This window comes from Amycolatopsis sp. NPDC043887, from assembly GCF_056435665.1.
In genome coordinates, this window is record NZ_JBWKEB010000025.1 from 65,986 (window position 1) to 86,780 (window position 20,795).

18 protein-coding genes are annotated in these 20,795 nt (G+C 68.7%); 10 read left to right on the top strand and 8 right to left on the bottom strand.

The window, feature by feature from the left end; all coding sequences use genetic code 11:
* Window positions 1-7 precede the first annotated feature (7 nt).
* The 4 genes from AC069H_RS39745 to AC069H_RS39760 all read right to left on the bottom strand — a co-directional run bounded on the left by AC069H_RS39745 (window position 8) and on the right by AC069H_RS39760 (window position 5,661).
* Window positions 8-1,138 (bottom strand): lactonase family protein, encoded by a 1,131-nt coding sequence (locus tag AC069H_RS39745; protein ID WP_478235756.1) that lies wholly within the window; start codon window positions 1,136-1,138, stop codon window positions 8-10.
* Between the two features lie 27 nt (window positions 1,139-1,165).
* Window positions 1,166-2,554 (bottom strand): GntP family permease, encoded by a 1,389-nt coding sequence (locus AC069H_RS39750; protein WP_478235757.1) that lies wholly within the window; start codon window positions 2,552-2,554, stop codon window positions 1,166-1,168.
* Window positions 2,551-4,146: an N-acyl-D-amino-acid deacylase family protein gene (locus AC069H_RS39755; protein ID WP_478235758.1), complete on the bottom strand. Its 1,596-nt coding sequence runs from the start codon at window positions 4,144-4,146 to the stop codon at window positions 2,551-2,553. The genes AC069H_RS39750 and AC069H_RS39755 overlap by 4 nt, the downstream gene beginning before the upstream one ends.
* 210 nt (window positions 4,147-4,356) lie before the next feature.
* The gene (locus AC069H_RS39760; protein ID WP_478235759.1) at window positions 4,357-5,661 is read right to left on the bottom strand and encodes an amino acid deaminase; all 1,305 of its coding nucleotides are present in this window, start codon (window positions 5,659-5,661) and stop codon (window positions 4,357-4,359) included.
* 269 nt (window positions 5,662-5,930) lie between these two features.
* Here AC069H_RS39760 and AC069H_RS39765 point away from each other — a divergent pair, with 269 nt between their 5' ends.
* From AC069H_RS39765 to AC069H_RS39775, 3 genes are read left to right on the top strand one after another with little or no spacing between them, the layout of a single operon-like run.
* Window positions 5,931-6,908, top strand: coding sequence for a sugar kinase (locus AC069H_RS39765; RefSeq protein ID WP_478235772.1), 978 nt, complete (start codon window positions 5,931-5,933; stop codon window positions 6,906-6,908).
* Entirely contained in the window at window positions 6,905-7,669 is a 765-nt protein-coding gene (locus tag AC069H_RS39770; protein ID WP_340688357.1) for an IclR family transcriptional regulator, read from the top strand. Before AC069H_RS39765 ends, AC069H_RS39770 begins: the two co-directional genes overlap by 4 nt.
* Window positions 7,666-8,049, top strand: coding sequence for a RidA family protein (locus tag AC069H_RS39775; protein ID WP_034321592.1), 384 nt, complete (start codon window positions 7,666-7,668; stop codon window positions 8,047-8,049). The genes AC069H_RS39770 and AC069H_RS39775 overlap by 4 nt, the downstream gene beginning before the upstream one ends.
* A gap of 228 nt (window positions 8,050-8,277) precedes the next feature.
* Here AC069H_RS39775 and AC069H_RS39780 read toward each other — a convergent pair whose 3' ends face one another.
* The 3 genes from AC069H_RS39780 to AC069H_RS39790 form a co-directional block, all read right to left on the bottom strand.
* The gene (locus tag AC069H_RS39780; protein WP_478229382.1) at window positions 8,278-9,273 is read right to left on the bottom strand and encodes a 1-aminocyclopropane-1-carboxylate deaminase; all 996 of its coding nucleotides are present in this window, start codon (window positions 9,271-9,273) and stop codon (window positions 8,278-8,280) included.
* Window positions 9,270-9,908, bottom strand: coding sequence for a GntR family transcriptional regulator (locus AC069H_RS39785; RefSeq protein ID WP_425342058.1), 639 nt, complete (start codon window positions 9,906-9,908; stop codon window positions 9,270-9,272). Before AC069H_RS39785 ends, AC069H_RS39780 begins: the two co-directional genes overlap by 4 nt.
* A gap of 130 nt (window positions 9,909-10,038) precedes the next feature.
* On the bottom strand, window positions 10,039-10,398 hold the full coding sequence (locus AC069H_RS39790) for a DUF1844 domain-containing protein (protein WP_005163289.1): 360 nt from the start codon (window positions 10,396-10,398) through the stop codon (window positions 10,039-10,041).
* Between the two features lie 268 nt (window positions 10,399-10,666).
* On the opposite strand from AC069H_RS39790, the gene infC reads away from it, so the two are divergent.
* From infC to AC069H_RS39825, 7 genes are all read left to right on the top strand, one after another.
* On the top strand, window positions 10,667-11,242 hold the full coding sequence (gene infC / locus AC069H_RS39795; protein WP_125789870.1) for a translation initiation factor IF-3: 576 nt from the start codon (window positions 10,667-10,669) through the stop codon (window positions 11,240-11,242).
* 70 nt (window positions 11,243-11,312) lie between these two features.
* A complete protein-coding gene (rpmI, locus tag AC069H_RS39800) occupies window positions 11,313-11,507 on the top strand; it encodes a 50S ribosomal protein L35 (RefSeq protein ID WP_007028043.1) in 195 nt (64 codons plus the stop codon).
* 63 nt (window positions 11,508-11,570) lie between these two features.
* Window positions 11,571-11,948 carry a 50S ribosomal protein L20 gene (gene rplT / locus AC069H_RS39805; protein WP_005163284.1) on the top strand — a complete coding sequence of 126 codons (378 nt, stop codon included), beginning with the start codon at window positions 11,571-11,573 and terminating at the stop codon, window positions 11,946-11,948.
* Window positions 11,945-12,778, top strand: a complete 834-nt coding sequence (locus tag AC069H_RS39810; protein ID WP_478235773.1) for a TrmH family RNA methyltransferase — start codon at window positions 11,945-11,947, stop codon at window positions 12,776-12,778. The genes rplT and AC069H_RS39810 overlap by 4 nt, the downstream gene beginning before the upstream one ends.
* Before the next feature lie 236 nt (window positions 12,779-13,014).
* Window positions 13,015-14,079, top strand: coding sequence for a phenylalanine--tRNA ligase subunit alpha (pheS, locus tag AC069H_RS39815; protein ID WP_034321604.1), 1,065 nt, complete (start codon window positions 13,015-13,017; stop codon window positions 14,077-14,079).
* Window positions 14,080-16,647, top strand: coding sequence for a phenylalanine--tRNA ligase subunit beta (pheT, locus tag AC069H_RS39820; protein WP_478235760.1), 2,568 nt, complete (start codon window positions 14,080-14,082; stop codon window positions 16,645-16,647).
* Between the two features lie 88 nt (window positions 16,648-16,735).
* The gene (locus AC069H_RS39825; RefSeq protein ID WP_478235761.1) at window positions 16,736-20,107 is read left to right on the top strand and encodes a tetratricopeptide repeat protein; all 3,372 of its coding nucleotides are present in this window, start codon (window positions 16,736-16,738) and stop codon (window positions 20,105-20,107) included.
* Here the strand turns inward: AC069H_RS39825 and AC069H_RS39830 are convergent.
* Entirely contained in the window at window positions 20,088-20,780 is a 693-nt protein-coding gene (locus AC069H_RS39830; RefSeq protein WP_340688364.1) for a DNA alkylation repair protein, read from the bottom strand. The two genes, AC069H_RS39825 and AC069H_RS39830, sit on opposite strands and share 20 nt — an antisense overlap.
* Between the last annotated feature and the right edge of the window lie 15 nt (window positions 20,781-20,795).

A 20,795-nucleotide genomic window follows, 5' to 3' on the forward strand; every position in this document is an offset into this window, starting at 1 on the left:
CTTCTCCTTAGGCGAATAAGACGGAATTGACCTGGGGGAGCGCCAGTTTCCCGGCGACGGCCCCCGGAAGACCGGTACCGGGATCGCGCGGCAGCCAGCTGAGCGTGCCGGACTTGTCGCTCGAGACGTAGAACCAGCGCTCGGTCGGGTCGAGCGTGAGGTGCCGGGGATAGATGCCGCCGACGGCCGTGTTGCGCAACAGTTTCAAGGACTTCCCGTCCTCGCCGACGCCGAACGACGCGATCGTGTCCGAGCCGCGCACCGACGCGTAGACGAACCGGCCGTCCTTCGACGTGATGATCTCGCCCGGGTACTGCTTGCCGGGCGTGATCGGCGGGACCGCCGCGACCACCTGTCCGGCGGACAGTTTCCCGGTGGCCGGGTCCCACGCCGCGACGGTCACCTCGGCTCGCAGCTCGCCGAGGATGTACGCGTACTTGCCGTTCGGGTGGAACGCCAGATGCCGCGGCCCGGCGCCGGACGGGAGCTTCAGCTGCTGGTTCAGCGTCAGTTTCCCGGTCGTGGTGTCGAGTTGGTAGACGTAGACCGAATCCGCGCCGAGGTCGACCGCGAGCACCCACCTGCCGGTCGGATCGTTGACCACCTGGTGCGCGTGCGCCTGACGTTCGGCGCCCTTGTGCTGGGCCAGATCGACGACGTCGCCGAGCTTCCCGCCCGCGAGGATCGGGAGGACGACGACGCTGCCGCTGCTGTAGTTCGCGGCCAGCACGTACTTCTGGCTCGAGTGGACGCTCAGATGGGTCGGGTGCTGGCCCTTGGCCGACGTCTTGTTGAGCAGCTTGGGTTTCGCCGGATCGGCAAGGCTGAACGACGAGATCTGGCCGTTCTCGTCCTCATTTGTCACGTAGAGCGTCTTGCGGTCGGCGCTGATGTCGAACCAGGAGGCGTTGCTGACTCCCGGAATCGTCCGGTCGATGACGAGCGCGTTGCTCGCCGCGTCCCGGTGAGCGACATCGAGCCCGTGCCCGGAACTGGTGTAGCTGCTGACGTAGATGGCCCCGGTTCCCTTCGGTCCGCAGGATTGTTCGGAGGCGTTCGCGAGGTGGGAACCGAGAACGGTGGTGAGTCCAGCCGCTCCGACGGCGCCGAGGAAGGTGCGTCGATCCAGTCCGGTCATCGTGATCTCTCCCAGTCGTCAGGTGGTTTAAACCACTGCCATGAGCAATGCTGCCACGCCGAAACCGGAAACGGAAAGGACGGTTTCCAGGACGGTCCAGGTTTTCAGGGTCTCTGGCACGGTCATGTTGAAGTACCGCGAGATGATCCAGAAACCGCCGTCGTTCACGTGCGAGGCGATGATCGAACCCGCCGAAATCGCGACGACCAGCAGCGCGAGCTGTATCTGCGAATAGCCCAGCGTCGCCACCGTCGGTGCGACGATGCCGCTCGTGGTCACGATCGCGACCGTCGCCGAACCCTGCGCGATGCGCATTCCGCAACTGATCACGTACGCCGCCAGGATGACCGGGAGACCGGCGTTGTCGAGGGAACCCGCGACGGCCTTGCCGATCCCCGTCGCGGCCAGCACGGCGCCGAAGAACGCGCCCGCGCCGACCACGAGCAGGATCATCGCGACCGGGCGCAGCGACTTCGCCGAAAGCTCGCTCAAATCCTTGCCCGTCAAGCCTCGGCGCAGGCCCAGCAGCCACGACGCCAGCAGTACCGAAATCGTCAGCGCGACCGCCGGGGTGCCGACGAACGCGGCGACACCGGCGAGCGCGGAGTTCTTGGGAAGCCAGATGCTGCCGAACGTCCCGGCGAGGATCAGGACCAGCGGGACGGCGATGATCGCCAGCACCAGTCCCAGCGACGGCGGATTCGCTTCCTTCTCGCCTTCTTCCTCGGCGACCAGGAATTCCGCGGGAACCCGCACGTCGACGCGCTTGCCGATCCACGTCGAATACAGCACACCACCGACCAGGAACGCGGGGATACCGCACACCAGGCCCATCAGGATGATCCAGCCGAGTTCCACGTGCAGCAGACCGGCCGCGGCCACCGGGCCGGGGTGCGGCGGGAGGAACGCGTGCGTGATCGAAAGTCCGGCGAGCAACGGCAGCGCGTACAGCACGAGCGAGCGGCCACCCTGTTTGGCGGCGACGTAGACCAGCGGCGCCAGCACGAAGATACCGATGTCGAAGAAGACCGGGATACCGAAGACGAAGCCCGCGAGACCCATCGCCAGCGGGGCCCGCTTCTCACCGATGGCCCGCAGCAGCGCGCCGGTGAGCACCTTCGCCCCGCCCGATCGCTCCAAAATGGACCCGAGGATGGTGCCGAGTCCGATGATCGCGGCGATATGGCCGAGGATCCCGCCGAAACCCTTTTCCAGCAGGGAATCCGACGCCTTCTGCGCGGAGCCGACGATCTGGACGACCGGCAGGCCCGCGGCCAGCGCGGTCAGCAGGCCGACCACGATCAGCGCGATGAAGGGCTCGAGTTTGACTTTGATGATGAGGAACAACAACACCGCGATGGAGACGGCGGCGAGGGTCAGGAGACCTCCCGTCGTGTGTTGGAGCCAGTCGATCATCGGGCACTCCCGGGGTTCCGCAGTGAATGACCGGCGAGGGCGCCGGTCGGTTGACCATCGTCGATGGCGGCGACACCGTTGACGAAGACATAGGGGATACCGGCGGCCTGCTGCCGCGGCTCGTCGAACGTGGCGGTGTCGGCGACGGTTTCCGGGTCGAACAGCACGAGGTCCGCGGCGTAGCCGGCGCGGACGAGACCCCGGTCGGTCAGCCGCAGGCGGTCCGCCGCGCGGCCGGTGAGGTGGGCGACGCATTCGGCGAGGTCGAGGACGCCGAGTTCGCGGACGTAGCGCGCGAGGTAACGCGGGAACGTGCCCCAGGCGCGGGGATGCGGCCGCGCGCCGACGAGCAGCCCGTCGCTGCCGCCGGTGTGCGTGCGGTGGCGCATGATCGCCTGGACGTTCTCCTCGTGCCCGACGTGCATCAGGCAGGACGTCCCGAGCTTCTCCGAGATCAGGACGTCGAAGTACAGCTCCGCGGCCGGCCTGCCTGCTCGCTGCGCCGACGCGGCGACGGAATGCCCGACGAGGTGGGCGTTCTCGTCCCGGCGGACACCGTTGATCTCGATGGCCTCCCAGTCGATCGGCACCCCGTGGGCGCCGTCGGATCCGGTCTCCTCGATCTCGGCGCGGATCCGCTCGCGGGTGTCCACATCGGACAGCCGGGCCAGCGTGGCGTCGAGCCCGCCTTCGGTGGCCCAGCTGGGCAACAGCGCGGAAAGATACGTGGCGCCGGGAAGGTAGGGATAGGTGTCGAGGGTGATGTCGCAGCCGTCGTCGAGCGCCCGGTCGAGCAGCTCCAGCAGATCCGGCGCCTTGCCCTTGTTCACGGAGAAGTTCATCGTGGCGTGCGCGAGGTGCAGCGGGCAGCCCGAACGGCGGGAGACGTCGACCATCTCGCCGAACGCCTCGAGCGCGCCCTTGCCGTAGCTGCGATGGTGCGGGCTGTAGAAGCCACCGCGCTCGCCGACGACCTGGCACAGCTCGACGAGTTCTTCGGTGGTCGCGTACATGCCCGGCGTGTAGGTGAGCCCGGACGACATGCCCATCGCGCCCTCGGCCAGCCCGGTCGCGATGAGTTCCTTCATCGCGTTCATCTCGGCTTCGGACGCGGGCCGGTCCTCCCAGCCGACGGTGAGCATGCGGACGGTGCCCTGCGGCACGAGGTAGGCCGCGTTGACCGCGACCCCCGTGTCGAGGCGGTCGAGGTACTCGCCGACGGAACGCCAGTTCCAGTCGAAGCCCGCTGGATCGTCGTTCCAGCCGGCGAGCTGCTGGCGCAGCGCCGCGAGGACGTCGTCGTTCACCGGCGCGTAGGAGAGCCCGTCCTGCCCGAGCACCTCGGTCGTGACGCCCTGGGAGAGCTTCGCGAGGTGATCCGGATTGGCGAGCAGCTGAAGGTCGGAATGCGAATGCATGTCGATGAACCCGGGCGCGAGCACGAGTCCTTCGGCGTCGATGGTGCGGCGGCCCGCGAGCGAGCCGGGTTCGGCGACACTGGCGATCCGGCCGTCGGTGATGCCCACGTCGTGCCTGGTGAGCGGATCCCCGGTGCCGTCGGCGACCAGTGCGGAGCGGACAACGATGTCCATGGCGATTCTTCCTCTGCGGCGGTGGAGGACGGATCAGAAATTGTTGACGTAGCTGAAGATCGACCTGTATAGGTGACCGAACGTGTGAACCCGCCCCGGCCGAAGGCCCCGCTATCGCGGTGGTAGGGCGCCTTATCCGCGTCCATGACGTGGGTGACCAGGCGGCGCCCTGCCGACGTCGATCGCGGTCGCGGGTTCACCAGCGGACACTCAGAAATGGGTGCGGACGAAATCGAGCACGGTCTCGCCGTCGGGGCCGACGACCGGGATCAGGGGCCATTTGTCGAAAACGGTGCACGGATGCGACAGGCCGAGGGCGATCCAGTCGCCGACCTCGACCGGCGACGACGCGGGCAGGGTGAGAAAGGCGTGCTGGTCGTTCATCTTCTGGATGGAATGACCTTCGAGCGCGGACGGTGGTCCGTCGCCCTTGCGGATCAGGCGCGGCTCGGGCATGCCCTCGTCGAACGAGGCGTCCCGTTTGCCGATGGTCAGCAGCGCGAGTTCGTCCGTCGGCTTCGACGTGACCTGCGCCCAGGCGCGCAGCGCGGGACGGAACGAGGCGACGCCGTCGATGCGCGGCTGCTCGCCCAACGGCGAGATCACCCGGTAGAAGCCGTCGTCGTGGGTCACATAGGCGCCGCTGCGCAGGATCGGCAGGACGTCCAGGCCGCCCCAGTCCTTGGTGAGCTCGTCGGCGACGCGGTCGAAGTACGCGCTGCCGCCGCCGGTGACGATGATCCGGCCGGCCTCGTCGAGCAGGCCCTTGGCGTGGAAGGCGAAGACGAGTTCCCGCAGACCATCCACATAGGAGCTGATCAGCTGGAGCGACTTTTCGTCGGTGTGGTGGGAAAGCGCGCCTTCGTAGCCGCCGGATCCGCGCAACCGCAGAGCCGGGCTCGCGTGCGCGGCTTCGGCGACGGCGAGAGCGGTCTCGGTGTCGCGGACACCCGTGCGGCCGCCCTCGGCGCCGAGTTCGACCAGGACGTCCACCTTGCGGCGAGCGCCGCGCAGGGCTTCGGTCATCAGCTCGACACCGCGGACCGAGTCGACCCAGCAGACGAACTCGAAGTCGTCGTCGGCGTCGAGTTCGGCGGCGAGCCACTTCAGGCCCGAGGGGTCGAGCAGCTGGTTCGCCAGCAGGATCCGGGAAACGCCGAATGCGCGGTAGATCCTGAGGTGGCCGGCGTTCGCGCAGGTGATGCCCCACGAGCCGTGCTTCAGCTGCCGCTCGAACAGTTGCGGCGCCATCGTCGTCTTGCCGTGCGGGGCCAGCGCGACCCCACGTTCGGCGCACCAGCCCGCCATCGTGCGGAGGTTGTGTTCGACGGCCTCTTCGTCGAGAACGACGAACGGGCCGAGAAAGCCGTCGTCGAACAGCTTGGCGCCGCGGGCGGCGGCCTCGCCGATCGTGAGACCGGACAGCGAGGGCGCGACCGAGCGGAAGCGCCAGTCGACGCGCTCCTCCCGGACGGCCGCGACCGCGGCGGAATCGATGGTGCCGGCTTCGAACATGAGGTTCACCTCGGTTGCGTATGTTGCAACGGACGTTGCGCATATTGCGTGGAATAGGTGTAGCATCCGGTCCGCTAGAGGTCAACGGGGTGACGACGAGGAGACGCGGAAGTGACAGGTGAGCCTTGGCCGCCCGGGAATCTTTTGATCTTTTGGGGTCGCGCCCTTTCTGCCGGAGGCCCCGTCATCGCGATGGCAGGGCGCTTACCGATCGCGAGGCGATGCGATTCCGTGACGTGCGCCCTGGCAGCGGGATGGCGGTCGGCGCGATGAAGAGCACTGACGTGTTGTGCATCGGGGAGTCGATGGCCTTGTTCGTGCCGGCCGAACCCGGGCCGCCCGACGAGGTACGTAAGTGGGTGCGAAGCATCGGAGGCGCCGAATCGAACGTCGCCTGCCACCTCCCGGCGCTGGGTTTCACCAGCGCGTGGGTGAGTGCCGTCGGCGACGATCCGTTCGGCCGCGCGCTGGTGCGTGAGATCGGCGAAGCGGGGGTGGACGTCAGCGGGGTCGTGGTCGACCGGACACGCCCGACCGGGCTCTACATCAAGGAAAGCGGTGCTGACGGCAGCCCCGTGCGCTATTACCGCAAGGGCTCGGCCGCGTCCGGAATGGACGCCGGATTGCTGGGGAAACTCGATCTCGACCGGGTGCGCGTGATCCACCTGTCCGGGATCACGCCCGCCCTGTCGGACGGCTGCCTCGACCTGGTGCGGGCGCTGATGGAACGACCGCGTGGCGACACGCTGGTGTCGTTCGACGTGAACTTCCGGCCCGCGCTGTGGACCGGGCGCGACCCGTCGGTGCTGGCCGGGCTGGCCGCTTGCGCCGACATCGTGCTGGCCGGCGAGGACGAGGCCGAGCGAGTGTGGGGGACCGGTGACCCGGAACGGCTGCGCGCCGCGGTGCCGGGGCCGAAGACGCTGGTCGTCAAGCATGGGGCACGCGGCGTGACCTTGATCGACGGCGACGAAGCACCGCTGTTCTCGCCCGCGCTCCAGGTCGACGTCGTGGAACCGGTCGGCGCCGGTGATGCCTTCGCGGCCGGATTCCTCGCCGCGACCCTGCGCGGCGACGACCCCGCGACCCGGCTGCGGCGCGGTCATCTGCAGGCCGCTGCCACCCTGCTGACCCACGACGACGTGGGCCGGCCGCTGCCCGCGTCCGTCGTCGAAACGCTCCTCGGGGCGGATGAGGCAGCATGGGCGGCGGCCAAGCTGACGGACAAGGGAGTGGTGGGCGGATGAGCCAGAGCCTGGACAGGGCGCTCACGCTGCTGAGCGGGCTCGCCCGTGAGCCGAAGACACTGGACCAGCTCGCCGAGGAGATCGGCGTGCACAAGTCGACCGTGCTGCGCCTGCTGCGCACCCTGGAGGCGCACCACTTCGTACGCCGGGAGGGACAGCGGTACTACCGGCTGGGCAGTGCGCTCTTCGACCTCGCACAACAGGCGCTGGAGGATCGCGACGTCCGCCGCACCGCGCAATCCGCGCTCGCCGGGCTCAACGCGCGCACCGGGCACACCGTGCACCTCGCGTCCTATGAGGACGGAGAGGTCGTCTACATCGACAAGTTCGAGGGCAGGCATTCGGTGCGGATGTACTCCCGCATCGGGAAACGCGCGCCCCTGCACTGCACCGCCGTCGGCAAGGTGCTCGTCGCGGCGATGACGCCGGAGAAGCAGGCGGACGTGGTGTCGAGGATCGACTTCTTCGTCCGGACGCCGAACACGATCACCACCCCCGAGGCCTACATGAAGGAACTCGCGCTCGTCGCCGACCGCGGCTACGCGGTGGACAACGCCGAGCACGAGGACTTCATCCACTGCGTCGCCGCGCCGGTCCGCGGTCCGGGCGGCGTGGTGCTCGCCGCCGCGTCCGTGTCGGTGCCGAAGGTACTGCTGGACTACGACGGCCTGATGGGGCTCGTGCCCGAGCTGATCGCCGCCGCCGAAGAAGCTTCCGTCCACAGTGGATGGACGGGGAACCGAAAGGGGAAGTTGGAATGAGCAAGACCGCGATCAGCACGGAGAACGCGCCGAAGCCGGTGGCCGCGTTCTCGCAGGCGGTCCGCAAGGGCAACATCCTGCAGGTGGCCGGCCAGGTCGCCTTCGACCCGGCCACCGGCGCCATCGTCGGCGAGACCGTCGGTGAGCAGACCGAGCAGACCTTCAAGAACATCGAGGCGGTGCTCGAGGCCGCCGGTTCGAGCCTGGCCGACGCGATGATGGTGCGCGTGTACCTGACCGACGTCGACCACTTCGGCGCGTTCAACGAGGTCTACAACAAGCTGATCGGCGAAGCGCCGCACCCGGCCCGCACCACCGTGTACGTCGGCCTGCCCGCCGGGCTGCTGGTGGAGATCGACGTCCTGGCCGTGACGGACTGACCCCGCGCCTCGTGAGTGGTAAGGACGGTTCTAACCGTCGTTACCACTCACGAGGGGACCTGGGCCAGCCTGAACGTGCCGTTGCCGGCGTTCTGGTGTCCGTGAAGGCCTCCTTCCCTACCTTGAGCGTAGGGAAGGAGGCCTTCACGGACCCGCGATCGACCGGCAGTCACCTCCGGTAGGTACGCAAGACATCGTTGGTTCTAACCGTCCTTACCACTCACGAGGTCACAGGACGCTCGTGTAGCCGTTCAGCGCGGGCTGCCCGCCCAGATGCGCGAAGAGCACATTCGACTCCCGCGCGATCTCCCCGCGCGAGACGAGATCGATCAGCCCCGCCATGGACTTGCCCTCGTACACCGGATCCGTGAGCACTCCCTCCAACCGGGCCAGCGTCCGGATCGCGTCCAGTGTGGACTCGTCCGGGAGGCCGTAGATCCCGGCGTGGTAGCGCTCGTCCAGCTCGACCTCCTCGATCTCGCCGGCACCGATCAGTTCCGCGGTCGCCCTGGCGATGCGAGTGATCTGATCGCGTGTCTCGGCCGGTTTCGCCGACCCGTCGATGCCGAGGATCCGGCGCGGCTTACCGGAAAGCGCGGCCCCGGCGACCATCCCGGCCTGCGTGCTGCCGGTCACCGAGCAGACGATCACCGTGTCGAAGAAGACGCCGAGTTCCGCCTCCTGCGCTTCGAGTTCGACGATCCACTTCGCGAAACCGAGCCCGCCGAGACGGTGGTCCGAGCCGCCGGCCGGGATCGCGTACGGCTTCCCGCCGCCGGCTTCGATTTCCTTGACCGCGTTCTCCCAGCTCTCTTTGAAGCCGACGCCGAACCCTGCCTCGACCATCCGGATGTCCGCGCCGAGGATGCGCGAGAGCTGGATGTTGCCGACTTTGTCGTACATCGGGTCGTTCCAGTCGACCCAGCTCTCCTGCACCAGCACGGCCTTGAGCCCGGCCCGCGCGGCGGCCGCGGCGACCTGGCGGGTGTGGTTCGACTGCACGCCGCCGATCGAGATCAGCGTGTCCGCGCCCGAGGCCAGCGCGTCGGCGACCAGGTATTCGAGCTTCCGGGTCTTGTTGCCGCCGAACGCGATCCCGGAGTTGACGTCCTCGCGTTTCGCCCAGACCTTCGCCCCGCCGAGATGAGCGGTGAGCCGCTCCAGCGGATGGACGGGGGAGGGGCCGAACAGCAGTGGGTAGCGCGGGAAATCGGCGAGGGTCATGGCGTCTCCAGAAGGTCTTCGAGTTCGGTCCAGATGGTGGCGGTGATCGCGCAGGCCGCGTCGACGTCGCCCGCTTCGATGGCGTCGGCCAGTTCCGCGTGGCGCTGGACCGACCGGTGGGCGGGCAGGGAACCGAAGCGGGCGTACTCGAGACGTCGCAGCAGGGGTGTGTAGCGAGCCAGCGTCGCGGCGATCGCCCGGTTGCGCGCGGCGGCCACCGGGACGTCGTGGAGTTCGTCGTCGGCGGCGATCGCGGCCGCGATGTCCCCGGCGGCGATCGCGTCGGCGAACCGGGCGTTGGCCACGCGCATCGCCGCGACCTCCACCGGTCCCATCCGGGGTGCACCCGCCCGGACGGCGAACTCGTGCAGCGCCCGGACGAGCTCCAGTGCGTCACGGACGTCGTCGGGAACGAACCCCGCGACGCGCGTGTAGCTCTGTGGCTTCGACTCGACGAGACCGTCCTCGACGAGCCGCAGCAGCGCTTGGCGCACCGGGGCCCGGGAAAGCCCCAGCTGATCGGCGAGGTCGCCGTCGCGCAGGTTCGTCCCCGGCGGCAGCGTCCCGTCGATGATCGCCCGCCGGATGCTCTCGTAGGCCTCGTCCCGGAGGAGGGACCTCGGTACTTTCGCCAACCCACTCACATCTGAAATGTTAGTTGGCATCGGCCGGTTCGGAAAGGGGGCCGATGCCATGAAAGGTCCTTTCCTTGCGAATTTCGCAAGGAAAGGACCTTTCATGGCACGCCAGAGGGGGCGGGAAGACCTAGTAGACCGGCCCCGTGTACTTCTCACCGGGTCCCTGACCGGGAGCGTCGGGCACGGCCGAAGCTTCGCGGAACGCCTTCTGCAGCGACTGCAGGCCGTCGCGCAACGGGCCCGCGTGCAGGCCGAGGTACTCTGCCGAAGCGGTGACCAGCCCGGCGAGGGCGGTGATCAGGCGGCGGGCCTCGTCGAGGTCGCGGTGCGGTGAGCTGGCCGGGTCCTCGTCCGCGAGGCCGAGGCGTTCGGCGCCGGCGGAGAGCAGCATGACGGCCGCCCTGCTGATCACCTCGACGCTCGGGATGTCCTCCAGGTCGCGGACGTCCGGGGAATACGGGGGCTGCTGAACGGGTTCATCTGACACGTCTGGTACCCTTCCACGAGCGACCAGCCCTCGAGCGATCGGGGGTGGCAAGTGGAGCCCCGCTCCCACCCGTGTCACCGCCGCAACACCAGGTGTCCGGGTCCGGTCTCGCCAAGACGATTTCGGGCGTCGAGGCGGTGTGTTCGGTTCTGGAGATCGAACACGATCGGAAAGAGTGGGCCCCGCGTACCGCACGGTACCGGGGCCTTAGGTATGTGGGCACCAGGTCGAAACGGTAGAAGAATTTACCTCGAACCAGGGAGGCCCCATCAGCGCCGAGACACGCATCAACGACCGAATCCGGGTACCGGAGGTCCGCCTCGTCGGGCCGGCCGGTGAACAGGTCGGCATCGTCCGGATCGAAGATGCGCTGCGGCTGGCACAGGAGAACGATCTCGATCTCGTCGAGGTCGCCCCGCAGGCACGCCCGCCCGTATGCAAGCTCATGGACTTCGGCAAGTTCAAGTACGAGAGCGCGCAGAAGGCCCGCGAGTCCCGCCGCAACCAGCAGCTCACCGTCATCAAAGAGCAGAAGCTGCGGCCGAAGATCGACCAGCACGACTACGAGACCAAGAAGGGTCACGTGTCGCGCTTCCTTGCGGCAGGCAACAAGGTCAAGGTCACGATCATGTTCCGCGGTCGCGAGCAGTCCCGGCCGGAACTCGGGTTCCGCCTGCTGCAGAAGCTCGCCGACGAGGTGACCGAGCTCGGCTTCGTCGAGTCGTCGCCGAAGCAGGACGGTCGCAACATGATCATGGTGTTGGCCCCGCACAAGAACGTGAAGCCGCAGAAGGCCGCGAAGGCAGCCAAGGACGAGTCGTCCGAGCCGCCCGCCGACGCGTAGCGCCGACCAGCACATGTCAGCGGCACACCGGGCAACACCGGTGTGCCGCCGCACGGAAGAGGACAACGTAATGCCGAAGATGAAGACGCACAGCGGGACGTCCAAGCGTGTCCGCGTCACGGGTTCGGGCAAGCTGCGCCGCCAGAAGGCCGGCCGCCGCCACCTGATGGAGAAGAAGTCCAACAGGCTCACCCGTCGCCTCGAAGGCACGACCGAGATCGCCAAGAACGACGTCGGCCGCGTCAAGCGCCTTCTCGGCCGCTGACACCCCGCACTTTTGTAAACGCCGGGCGCGCCAGCGCGCCCCCAGATCGACAGGATGGACCCAGTGGCACGCGTCAAGAGGGCTGTCAACGCCCAGAAGAAGCGTCGCGCGACTCTCGAGCTCGCCAGCGGCTACCGCGGCCAGCGTTCGCGGCTGTACCGCAAGGCGAAGGAGCAGACGCTTCACTCGCTGAACTACGCCTACCGGGACCGTCGTGCCCGCAAGGGTGACTTCCGCCAGCTGTGGATCACCCGGATCAACGCGGCGGCCCGCGCCAACGGCGTGACCTACAACCGGTTCATCCAGGGCCTCAAGGCCGCTGGTGTCGAGGTCGACCGCAAGATCCTCGCGGACCTCGCGGTCAACGACGCCGCCGCGTTCACCGCGCTGGCCGAGCTGGCCAAGGCGAACGTGAACACCGAAGAGAAGAAGTCGGCCTGACCGGCGACAGCGCTCTTCACCGACCCGGGGCTGCCCCGTTCACCGAACGGACGCCCCGGGTCGTTGCTGCGCGCAAGCTCACCCGCCGGGCCGAGCGCGAGAAGACCGGCCGGTTCCTGGCCGAAGGCGCGAACGCGGTCGAAGCCGCGCTCGAACACGGCGGCACGGTGTACGAGCTGTTCGTGACCGAACGCGCCGCCGCGCAGCACGAGCGCCTGCTCATCGCCGCGCGTGAGGCGGGTGTCCCCGTCTCGCCGATCACCGATCGCGCGGCAGACGGGTTGTCCGAGACCGTGACACCGCAAGGCATCGTCGCGGTCTGCGCGCTCGTCGACCGTCCACAAGAGACCGTCCTGAAGCCGGGCGCGAACCTCGTCGTCGTTCTCGTCGATGTCGCGGACCCCGGCAACGCGGGCACCGTGATCCGGGTCGCGGACGCCGCCGGCGCCGACGCGGTCGTCCTCGCCGGGGACAGCGTCGACCCGCACAACGGCAAATGCGTCCGCGCGGCCGCCGGCAGCCTGTTCCACCCCGCCATCACGCGGATCCGGGACGTCGACGCGGCCTTGAAGGCCTGCTCCGTCGCCGGACTCCGCACCGTCGGCGCGCACGGCTACGCCGACACCGAGCTCGACCAGGTGACCTTCGACGAGCCCACCGCGTGGGTCTTCGGTAACGAGGCGCACGGACTGCCACGGGCGGTCCTGAAGACGGTCGATCTCGCGGTGAAGATCCCGATGTACGGCCGGGCGGAGAGCCTCAACCTCGCGACGGCCGCCGCGATCTGCGTGTACACGAATGCGATGGCTTCGCGGGCCGCCACCACGTAGAGTCGCGGGCGTCACGCCGTCGCATCACGACACCAAGGGAGCTCTCATGGAACGCAGTGTTCGTTCCAGCACCTTGTTTACGGCGTAGGGCGCGGATCTCGCACGTCCGAGTGACGGTGTGCCCAGCCCGAGGGTGATCGGGGGCCGACGTTCGCTGTCCCATAGAATTCAGCAGCTGCTAAACCCATGTGTGCGCTCGCGTGCACCGGACCAGTCCCAGCGGACGCCGAGGAGTTATGTCCGAAGCCAACGACAAGCAGGACCCCCAGGCGGGAACGCTCGCGCCGGAAACGTTGACGGCCGCCGTCAAACAGGCCGAGACCGATTTCGCGGCCGCGGCGGATCTCGACGCGCTGGCCGCGGTCAAACCCGCCCACCTCGGGGACCAGTCTCCGCTGCTGCTCGCCCGCCGCGAGATCGGCGCCCTGCCGAAGCAGGAGAAGGCCGAGGCCGGCAAGCGGGTCAACGAAGCGCGCCAGGGCATCCAGGCCGCGTTCGACGCGCGCCGAGCCGTGCTCCAAGCAGAACGTGACGAAAAGGTGCTCCGTGAGGAGGCCGTCGACGTCACGCTCCCGTGGGACCGCGTGCCCCGGGGCGCCCGGCACCCGATCGCGACCCTGTCGGATCGGATCGCCGACGCGTTCATCGCGATGGGCTACGAGATCGCCGAAGGCCCGGAACTCGAAGCCGAGTGGTTCAACTTCGACGCGCTGAACTTCGGCAAGGACCACCCCGCGCGCCAGCTGCAGGACACGTTCTACCTCGGCGAGGAGGACTCCGGCCTGGTGCTGCGGACGCACACCTCGCCGGTGCAGGCCCGCACGCTGCTGCACCGTGACCTGCCCGTGTACGTCGTCTGCCCCGGCCGCACCTACCGGACCGACGAGCTCGACGCCACGCACACCCCGGTGTTCTCGCAGGTCGAAGGGCTCGCGGTGGACAAGGGCCTGACGATGGCGCACCTCAAGGGCACCCTCGACGCCTTCGCCCGCGCGATGTTCGGCGGTACCTCGAAGACCCGCCTGCGCCCGCACTTCTTCCCGTTCACCGAGCCGTCGGCCGAGGTCGACGTCTGGTTCGAGGAGAAGAAGGGCGGACCCGGCTGGGTCGAGTGGGGTGGCTGCGGCATGGTCAACCCCAACGTCCTGCGTGCCTGCGGCGTCGATCCCGAGGTCTACTCGGGCTTCGCCTTCGGCATGGGTATCGAGCGCACCCTGCAGTTCCGCAACGGAATCCCGGACATGCGCGACATGGTGGAGGGCGACATCAGGTTCACCCTGCCCTTCGGAACGGAGGCCTGAGTGAAGGTCCCAGCCAGCTGGCTGACCGAACACCTCGACGTCGACGAGGAGGTCACGGCCCAGGATCTGGCCGACGCCTTCGTGCGCATCGGCATCGAGGTCGACGACGTCCGGAAACTCGAACCGGTCACCGGCCCGCTCGTGGTCGGCCGCGTCGCCGAGATCGAGGAACTCACCGAGTTCAAGAAGCCGGTCCGCTTCTGCCGGGTCGATGTCGGCGAATCGGGTGACGACACCGACAAGCCTGTCGAGAACCTCGACGATGACGAGGACGACGACGAAGGTCCTTTCGAGGACGACGGCCCCACGGGGATCAAGACCCGCGGGATCATCTGTGGCGCCTCGAACTTCGCCGAGGGCGACCTGGTCGTCGTCGCGCTGCCCGGCACCGTGCTGCCCGGTGGTTTCGAGATCGGCGCGCGCAAGACCTACGGCCGCCTCAGCGACGGCATGATTTGCTCCGCGAGCGAACTCGGCATCGGTGACGACCACTCCGGCATCCTGGTGCTGCCGCCGAGCACGGCCAGCCCCGGCGAGGACGCGAACAAGCTGCTCGGCCTCGAAGACACCGTCCTCGAGGTGACGCCGACCCCGGACCGCGGGTACACCCTGTCGGTCCGCGGCCTGGCTCGCGAGCTGTCGAACGCGCTCGACGTCCCCTTCGGCGACCCGGCGTCCATCGAGGTCCCCGAGGCCGAGAGCGATGTCTGGCCGGTGCACCTCGAAGACACCGAGGGCTGCAAGCGGTTCGTGCTGCGCCGGGTCAAGAACCTCGACGCGACCGCGCCGACGCCGTGGTGGATGCGCCGCCGCCTGATGCTGTCGGGTATCCGCTCGATCTCGCTCGCGGTCGACGTGACCAACTACGTCATGCTCGAACTCGGGCACCCGCTGCACGCGTACGACACCGGGTCGGTCAAGGGCGACCTGGTGGTGCGAAAGGGCAAGCCGGGCGAGAAGCTGACCACTTTGGACGATGTCGAGCGTGCGATCGACACTGACGACGTGGTGATCGCGGACGACACAGGGATCATCGGGCTCGCCGGCACGATGGGCGGCGCGTCGACCGAGATCACGCCGGAGAGCACCGACGTGCTGCTCGAGGCGGCGCACTGGGATCCGTCGTCGATCAGCCGGACGGCCCGCCGTCACAAGCTGTTCTCCGAGGCGGCCAAGCGGTTCGAGCGCTACACCGACCCGCAGCTGTGCGCGGTGGCCGTCGAGCTCGCCGCACGCCTGCTGCGTCAGTACGGCGAAGGCTCGATCCTGCCCGGCCGCACCGACGAGGGCGGCGTCGAGCCGAACCCGCCGGTGACCATGCCGATCAGCCTGCCCGACCAGGTGGCCGGCGTGCGTTACGAGCGCGGCGTCACGGTCAAACGGCTCTCGCAGATCGGCTGCAAGGTCAACGTGGGCACGGCCGAGGACGGCACCGCGCTGGTGACCGCCGTCCCGCCGAGCTGGCGCGGTGACCTGGTGCAGCCCGCCGACCTCGTCGAGGAGGTGCTCCGGCTGGAGGGCTACGACAGCATCCCGTCGGTGCTTCCCGACGCCCCGGCGGGCCGTGGCCTCACCGACACGCAGCGCCGCCGTCGCTCGGTCGCGCGTGCGCTTGCGGAGAACGGCTACGTCGAGGTGCTGCCCTTCCCGTTCATCTCGGACTCGGTCTGGGACGCGTTCGGGCTGCCCGAGGACGACGTCCGCCGCAGCACCGTGAAGGTCCGCAACCCGCTGGAGGCGGACAAGGACCGGATGGCGAGCACCTTGCTGCCTGGGCTGCTGGATACCTTGCAGCGCAACATCTCCCGTGGTTTCAAGGATGTCTCGCTGTTCCACATCGGACAGGTCGTGCTGCCCGGGCCGAACCCGATCCCGATGCCTTCGCTCGGGGTGGACCGGCGCCCGACCGACGAGGAGCTCGCGGTGCTGGAGGCGGCGGTCCCGCCGCAGCCGCTGCACGTCGCCGTCGTGCTCGCGGGCCAGCGTGCCCGTGCCGGCTGGTGGGGTGCGGGCGAGCAGGCGAACTGGGCCGACGCGGTGCAGGCCGCCCGGCTGGTGGCGCAGGCCGCCGGTGTCGAGCTGACCACGGCCGCGGCGGACCAGCCGCCGTGGCACCCCGGCCGCTGCGCGCAGCTGCGGGTGGGGCAGTGGCCCGTCGGCTACGCCGGCGAGCTGCACCCGAAGGTCGTCGAGGCGCTCGGGCTGCCGCCGCGCACCGTCGCGATGGAACTCGACCTGGACGCGATCCCGATCCCGGACGGCCGTCCGGCGCCGCGGATCTCGGCGTACCCGCCGGTGCTGCTCGACGTCGCCCTCGTCGCCGAGACCAGCGTCCCGTCGGCCGACCTGGCCGAGGCGCTGCGTGAAGGCGCGGGCGAACTGCTCGAGGACATCACGCTGTTCGACTCGTACCAGGGTGAGCAGCTGGGCGAGGGCAAGCGTTCGGTGGCGTACAAGCTGCGGTTCCGTGCCGCGGACCGCACGCTGACCGTCGACGAGGCCACCAAGGCCCGCGACGCCGCTGTCGCGGTCGCGGGTGAACGCTTCGGCGCGAGCCTGCGGGCCTGACCCGAAAGTCCCGTGAAGGCCCCCTTCCCTCGGCTCAGCCGAGGGAAGGGGGCCTTCACGCGCTTCAGGTGTGGCAAAGTGAGGACTTGTGTCACGTCCAGACGGTCGGTCCAGTATCCAAGACATCGCCCGCGCCCGGCTGAGCGACGGTTTCGTCGGCAGGGTCGGGGAACGTGAGGACTTCCGGAGCAATCTGGGGCTGCCCGGAAGCGACCGGCGCCGCCGGTATCTGTACTCGGTGCACGGTCTCGCCGGGGTCGGCAAGTCCTTCCTGCTCGACCAGCTTCGCGGTATCGCCGAGGAAACCCGCGCCGCCGTCGGCTTCGCGGACGACCGGCAACAGGATCTGCCCGCGACACTGGTCAAACTGGCGAAGGACCTCGCTCGCGCCGGGCACGAGATGCGCCGGTTCGAGAAACGCCACGAGTCCTACCTCAAGGCCAGGGAACGGCTCCACAACGATCCGCAGGCTCCGGCGGCAGGCCGCGAGCTCGTGACGAAGACCGTGGTCAAGGCCGGCCTCGGCGTGGCGAAGACCCTGCCCGGCGGAAGCATCGCCGCCGACGCGATCGACGCGGACGCGACGGCGAAACAGCTGGAGCAGTTGCAGGTCTACCTCGCGGCGAAGTTCAAGCGGAAGGCCGATGTCCAGCTGCTCCTGGAACCGGCGGAAGAGCTGACCAAACCGTTCGTCGAAGATCTCTGGCGTATTCCGGAGACCCGGCAGATCGCGCTGTTCTTCGACACCTTCGAACGGACGGCGCCGGTACTGGAGACCTGGCTGCTCGACCTGTTCGGAGGACTGTACGGCGATCTCCCGCAGAACCTGGTGTTCACGGTCGCGGGCCAGTTCCCGCTGGACGAGGCGAAATGGAACCGGCACGCGCCGCTGGTGCGCGAGATCGAACTCCGGCCGTTCACCGAGCCGGAGGCGCGCCGCCTGCTCGCCGAGCACGGGATCACCGACGAAAAGGTCGTCGAGATCGTGCTGCGGCTGACCGACGGCCTGCCCGTTCTCGTCGCCATGCTGGCTCGCGGGAACCCCGCCGAAGCGGACGCGGTCGGCGATCCCAGCGACGACGCGGTCAAGCGGTTCCTGCACTGGGTTCCCGAAAAGGCCAGAAAGGACATCGCCGCCACGGCGTCGTTGCCCCGCTTCCTGGACGAGGACGTCATCGGCGTGCTGACCGGGAAGGAAAGCGCGGGGGAGATCTTCCGCTGGCTGCGGGAACTGCCGTTCGTCGGGCGCCGTGAGCTCCCGGTGCGCTATCACCCGGTGGTCCGCGGCCCGATGGTGCGCATGGAACGCGGCCGTTCACCCGGCGAGTTCGCCGAACGTCACCGCAGGCTCAGCGAGTACTACGAAGGCCGGTGCGCCGAACTCGGCTTCAGCCGCCACCGCGATGCGTGGAACGACGAGCGCTGGCAGAAGCGAAAGCTCGAACAGACCTACCACCGGCTCTGCGGCGACCCGGCCGAGGCGCTGCCGGACGCGCTGCTCGGCGCCGCCGAGATGATCACCACCGGCACCGCTTCCGCCCGCGTTTGGGCGCGCATGATGGAGCAGGCGGGTGCCGACGCGGACGCGCCAGCGGTCCTGGGCTGGGGGCAGCGCCTGGCCGCCGCGGTCGGCGACGGTGAGATCCCGGTGCTCGACCTGCTCGCCGGTGCGGGCGAACTCGACGCGGCCCGGCTTTCCACCGTGCTCCGGCGCCGCGCGTGGGCCTACGAAGGGCAAGACGACGTCGCCGCGGCGAAGCGGGACTTCGACCGGGCTGTCGATCTGAACCCCGCCGATCCCTATGCGTGGAGCGATCGGGGCAACCTGTTCCGCAACGAGGGCGACTGGGAACGGGCGCAGTCGGATCTGGACAGGGCGATCGAGCTCGATCCCACCTACGCCTACTCGTGGCGTGGTCGCGGTTCGGCCAGGGCAGAGCTCGGCGACCTCGAGGGTGCGATGGCCGACCTCGACGAGGCCGTCCGTCTCCAGCCCGATCACCGGTGGGCCTACACCATCCGGAGCGAGGTGCACTTCAAGCGCGGCGACGTCCGGAAGGCGATCGACGAGATCGACATCGCGATCTGGCTCGATCCCGACTACGCCTGGGCCGTCCACTACCGGGCCACGCTGTTCGCGGAGCTCGGCGACAAGGAAGAGGCGCTCGCCGGCCACCGCGCGGCCGTCGCCCTCCGCCCGAAGGACGTGTTCTACCTGACCGAGCTCGCGTCGTTCCTCGATCAGACCGGAGACGTCGACGCCGCGTCGGCGACTTTCGACGCGATCGTCGCGGCGGACCCGGACAGTGCCAGTGCCCATGCGATCCGGGCGGCGTTCCACCACCGTGGCAAGCGGCACCGGCTCGCCATCGACGGCTTCACCACCGCGCTCCGGATCGACCCGGACTACGAGTGGGCGTACTACATGCGGGGCCAGGCGCACGACGGCCTGGAGGACCGCGTGGCAGCGCTCGCCGACTACGAGCGCGCCATCGAACTGGCCCCCGAAGACGCCGAGAATCACCTCCAGCGAGGAATAGTGCTCAGCCGCCTGGGAAGGAATGGCGAAGCGCTGGAGGCTTTGAGCCGCGCGATCGAACTCGAACCCGGTAACGTGCCGGCGTACGCTCGGCGCGCGATGACGCACCGGAGGTCCGGCGATCATCCGGCCGCTCTCGCCGACATCGACGTCGCGGTCGCGGCGAGCCCGGAGATGGCCTTCTTCCACACCACCCGGGGGGACATCCTCAGAGGTCTCGACCGGCACGAGGAAGCCCGCGCCGCGTTGGACGAGGGGGTCCGGCTGGGACAGGACGAGGGATACGCCTTCTATCGGCGTGCCCACCACCGCCTCCTCTTCGGCGAGTTCGAGGGCGCTTTGTCCGATGTGGACAGCGCGCTGGCCGCCGGTGACGACGAGACCGGCGCCCTGCGCGCGGACATCCACCGTCAGGCGGGTGAGTACGGCGAAGCCATCCGGGAGCTGCGCGAACTGGTCGTCTCGGATCCCGATGACGCCGATCACCGCGAGAACCTCGGGGAGGCTTTGCTGTTCGCGGGGGAGACGGACGAGGCGATGGAGATCCTGCGTCCGCTAGCGCCGGAGTCCGTGTGGGCTCGCAATCTCCTCGCGATCGCCTGGCTGAAGGCTGGAAGAACTGAGGAAGCTCACCAGTCCTTCGCCGCCGGCCTCGACGAAGCAGTCAAGCGGAACGCGGCAGAAGACCTCGGCTGGGAGGACCGGGTTCAGCCGCTCTTCTATCTCCTCGCCCTCGGACGTCACGCCGACGCGACACGTGAACTCAGGGCATTGCTGGAGAAGGAACCGCCCCGCGAGACGCGACTCATCCTGCTCCGCGACCTGAAAGACCTTCGAGAGCTGATGCCCGAACTCGGCGGAGAGATCGAGGAACTCATCGCCCTCGTTCCCCGGCCGGTGCTCACTCGCCCAGGTGCTTGAGCGCCTCCTTCCTGGACAGCGTGGACAGCGCCGGATGCGCGGTGACGAAGGCGCGCACCCAGTCCGGCTCGGTCTTCGCGTACTCGCGCAGGGCCCAGCCGATCCCTTTGCGCAGGAAGAAGTCCTTGTCGTCGATGTTGGCTTCGACCGAGCGGGTGAGCAGGTCGGTGTCCGTTCCGCCCTTGGCGCCGATCTGGCAGATGACCGACGTGCGGCGACGCCACCTGTCCTCGTCGTAGGCCCAGGTCAGCATCAGCGTGGTCACCGTATCCGGCTCCGCCCGCAGGATCGGCCCGACCCGGCGGATCGCGACTTCGTCCACGTAGTCCCACCAGGCGCCCGTCACGATCATCTCCTCGTACAGGCCGAGCAGATCGCCGTCCTGCCAGCGGGCGTAGGCACGGTGACCGGACAGGGCGATCGCCGCATAGCGCTCTTCACGGAATTCCGCTTCACGCCACAAGGTGAGAACCGCCGTCGAGAAACTCACTCGATCGGGTAGCGGATGTTCGGCGTAAACCCGCTTCAGCAAGGCCGTCCGAGGCGGGGACGCCACCCCGAGGAACGGCATCTCCGACTTCATGTACGCCCGCATCGACGGAGCCTTTTCCGGATCGGCCAGTCCGGCCAAACCGTTGCGAACCGCCGAAACCAGGCTTTTCACCTCGTCCACGCGTTCTCCTTTCCC

Excerpts from the sequence above, each read along its gene's own strand:
- AC069H_RS39770 (WP_340688357.1), top strand. The coding sequence starts at position 6,905 with ATGAGCCAGAGCCTGGACAGGGCGCTCACGCTGCTGAGCGGGCTCGCC.
- AC069H_RS39745 (WP_478235756.1), bottom strand. The coding sequence starts at position 1,138 with ATGACCGGACTGGATCGACGCACCTTCCTCGGCGCCGTCGGAGCGGCT.
- AC069H_RS39760 (WP_478235759.1), bottom strand. The coding sequence starts at position 5,661 with ATGTTCGAAGCCGGCACCATCGATTCCGCCGCGGTCGCGGCCGTCCGG.
- AC069H_RS39755 (WP_478235758.1), bottom strand. The coding sequence starts at position 4,146 with ATGGACATCGTTGTCCGCTCCGCACTGGTCGCCGACGGCACCGGGGAT.
- AC069H_RS39765 (WP_478235772.1), top strand. The coding sequence starts at position 5,931 with ATGAAGAGCACTGACGTGTTGTGCATCGGGGAGTCGATGGCCTTGTTC.
- AC069H_RS39775 (WP_034321592.1), top strand. The coding sequence starts at position 7,666 with ATGAGCAAGACCGCGATCAGCACGGAGAACGCGCCGAAGCCGGTGGCC.
- pheS (WP_034321604.1), top strand. The coding sequence starts at position 13,015 with ATGTCCGAAGCCAACGACAAGCAGGACCCCCAGGCGGGAACGCTCGCG.
- rpmI (WP_007028043.1), top strand. The coding sequence starts at position 11,313 with ATGCCGAAGATGAAGACGCACAGCGGGACGTCCAAGCGTGTCCGCGTC.
- AC069H_RS39780 (WP_478229382.1), bottom strand. The coding sequence starts at position 9,273 with ATGACCCTCGCCGATTTCCCGCGCTACCCACTGCTGTTCGGCCCCTCC.
- AC069H_RS39750 (WP_478235757.1), bottom strand. The coding sequence starts at position 2,554 with ATGATCGACTGGCTCCAACACACGACGGGAGGTCTCCTGACCCTCGCC.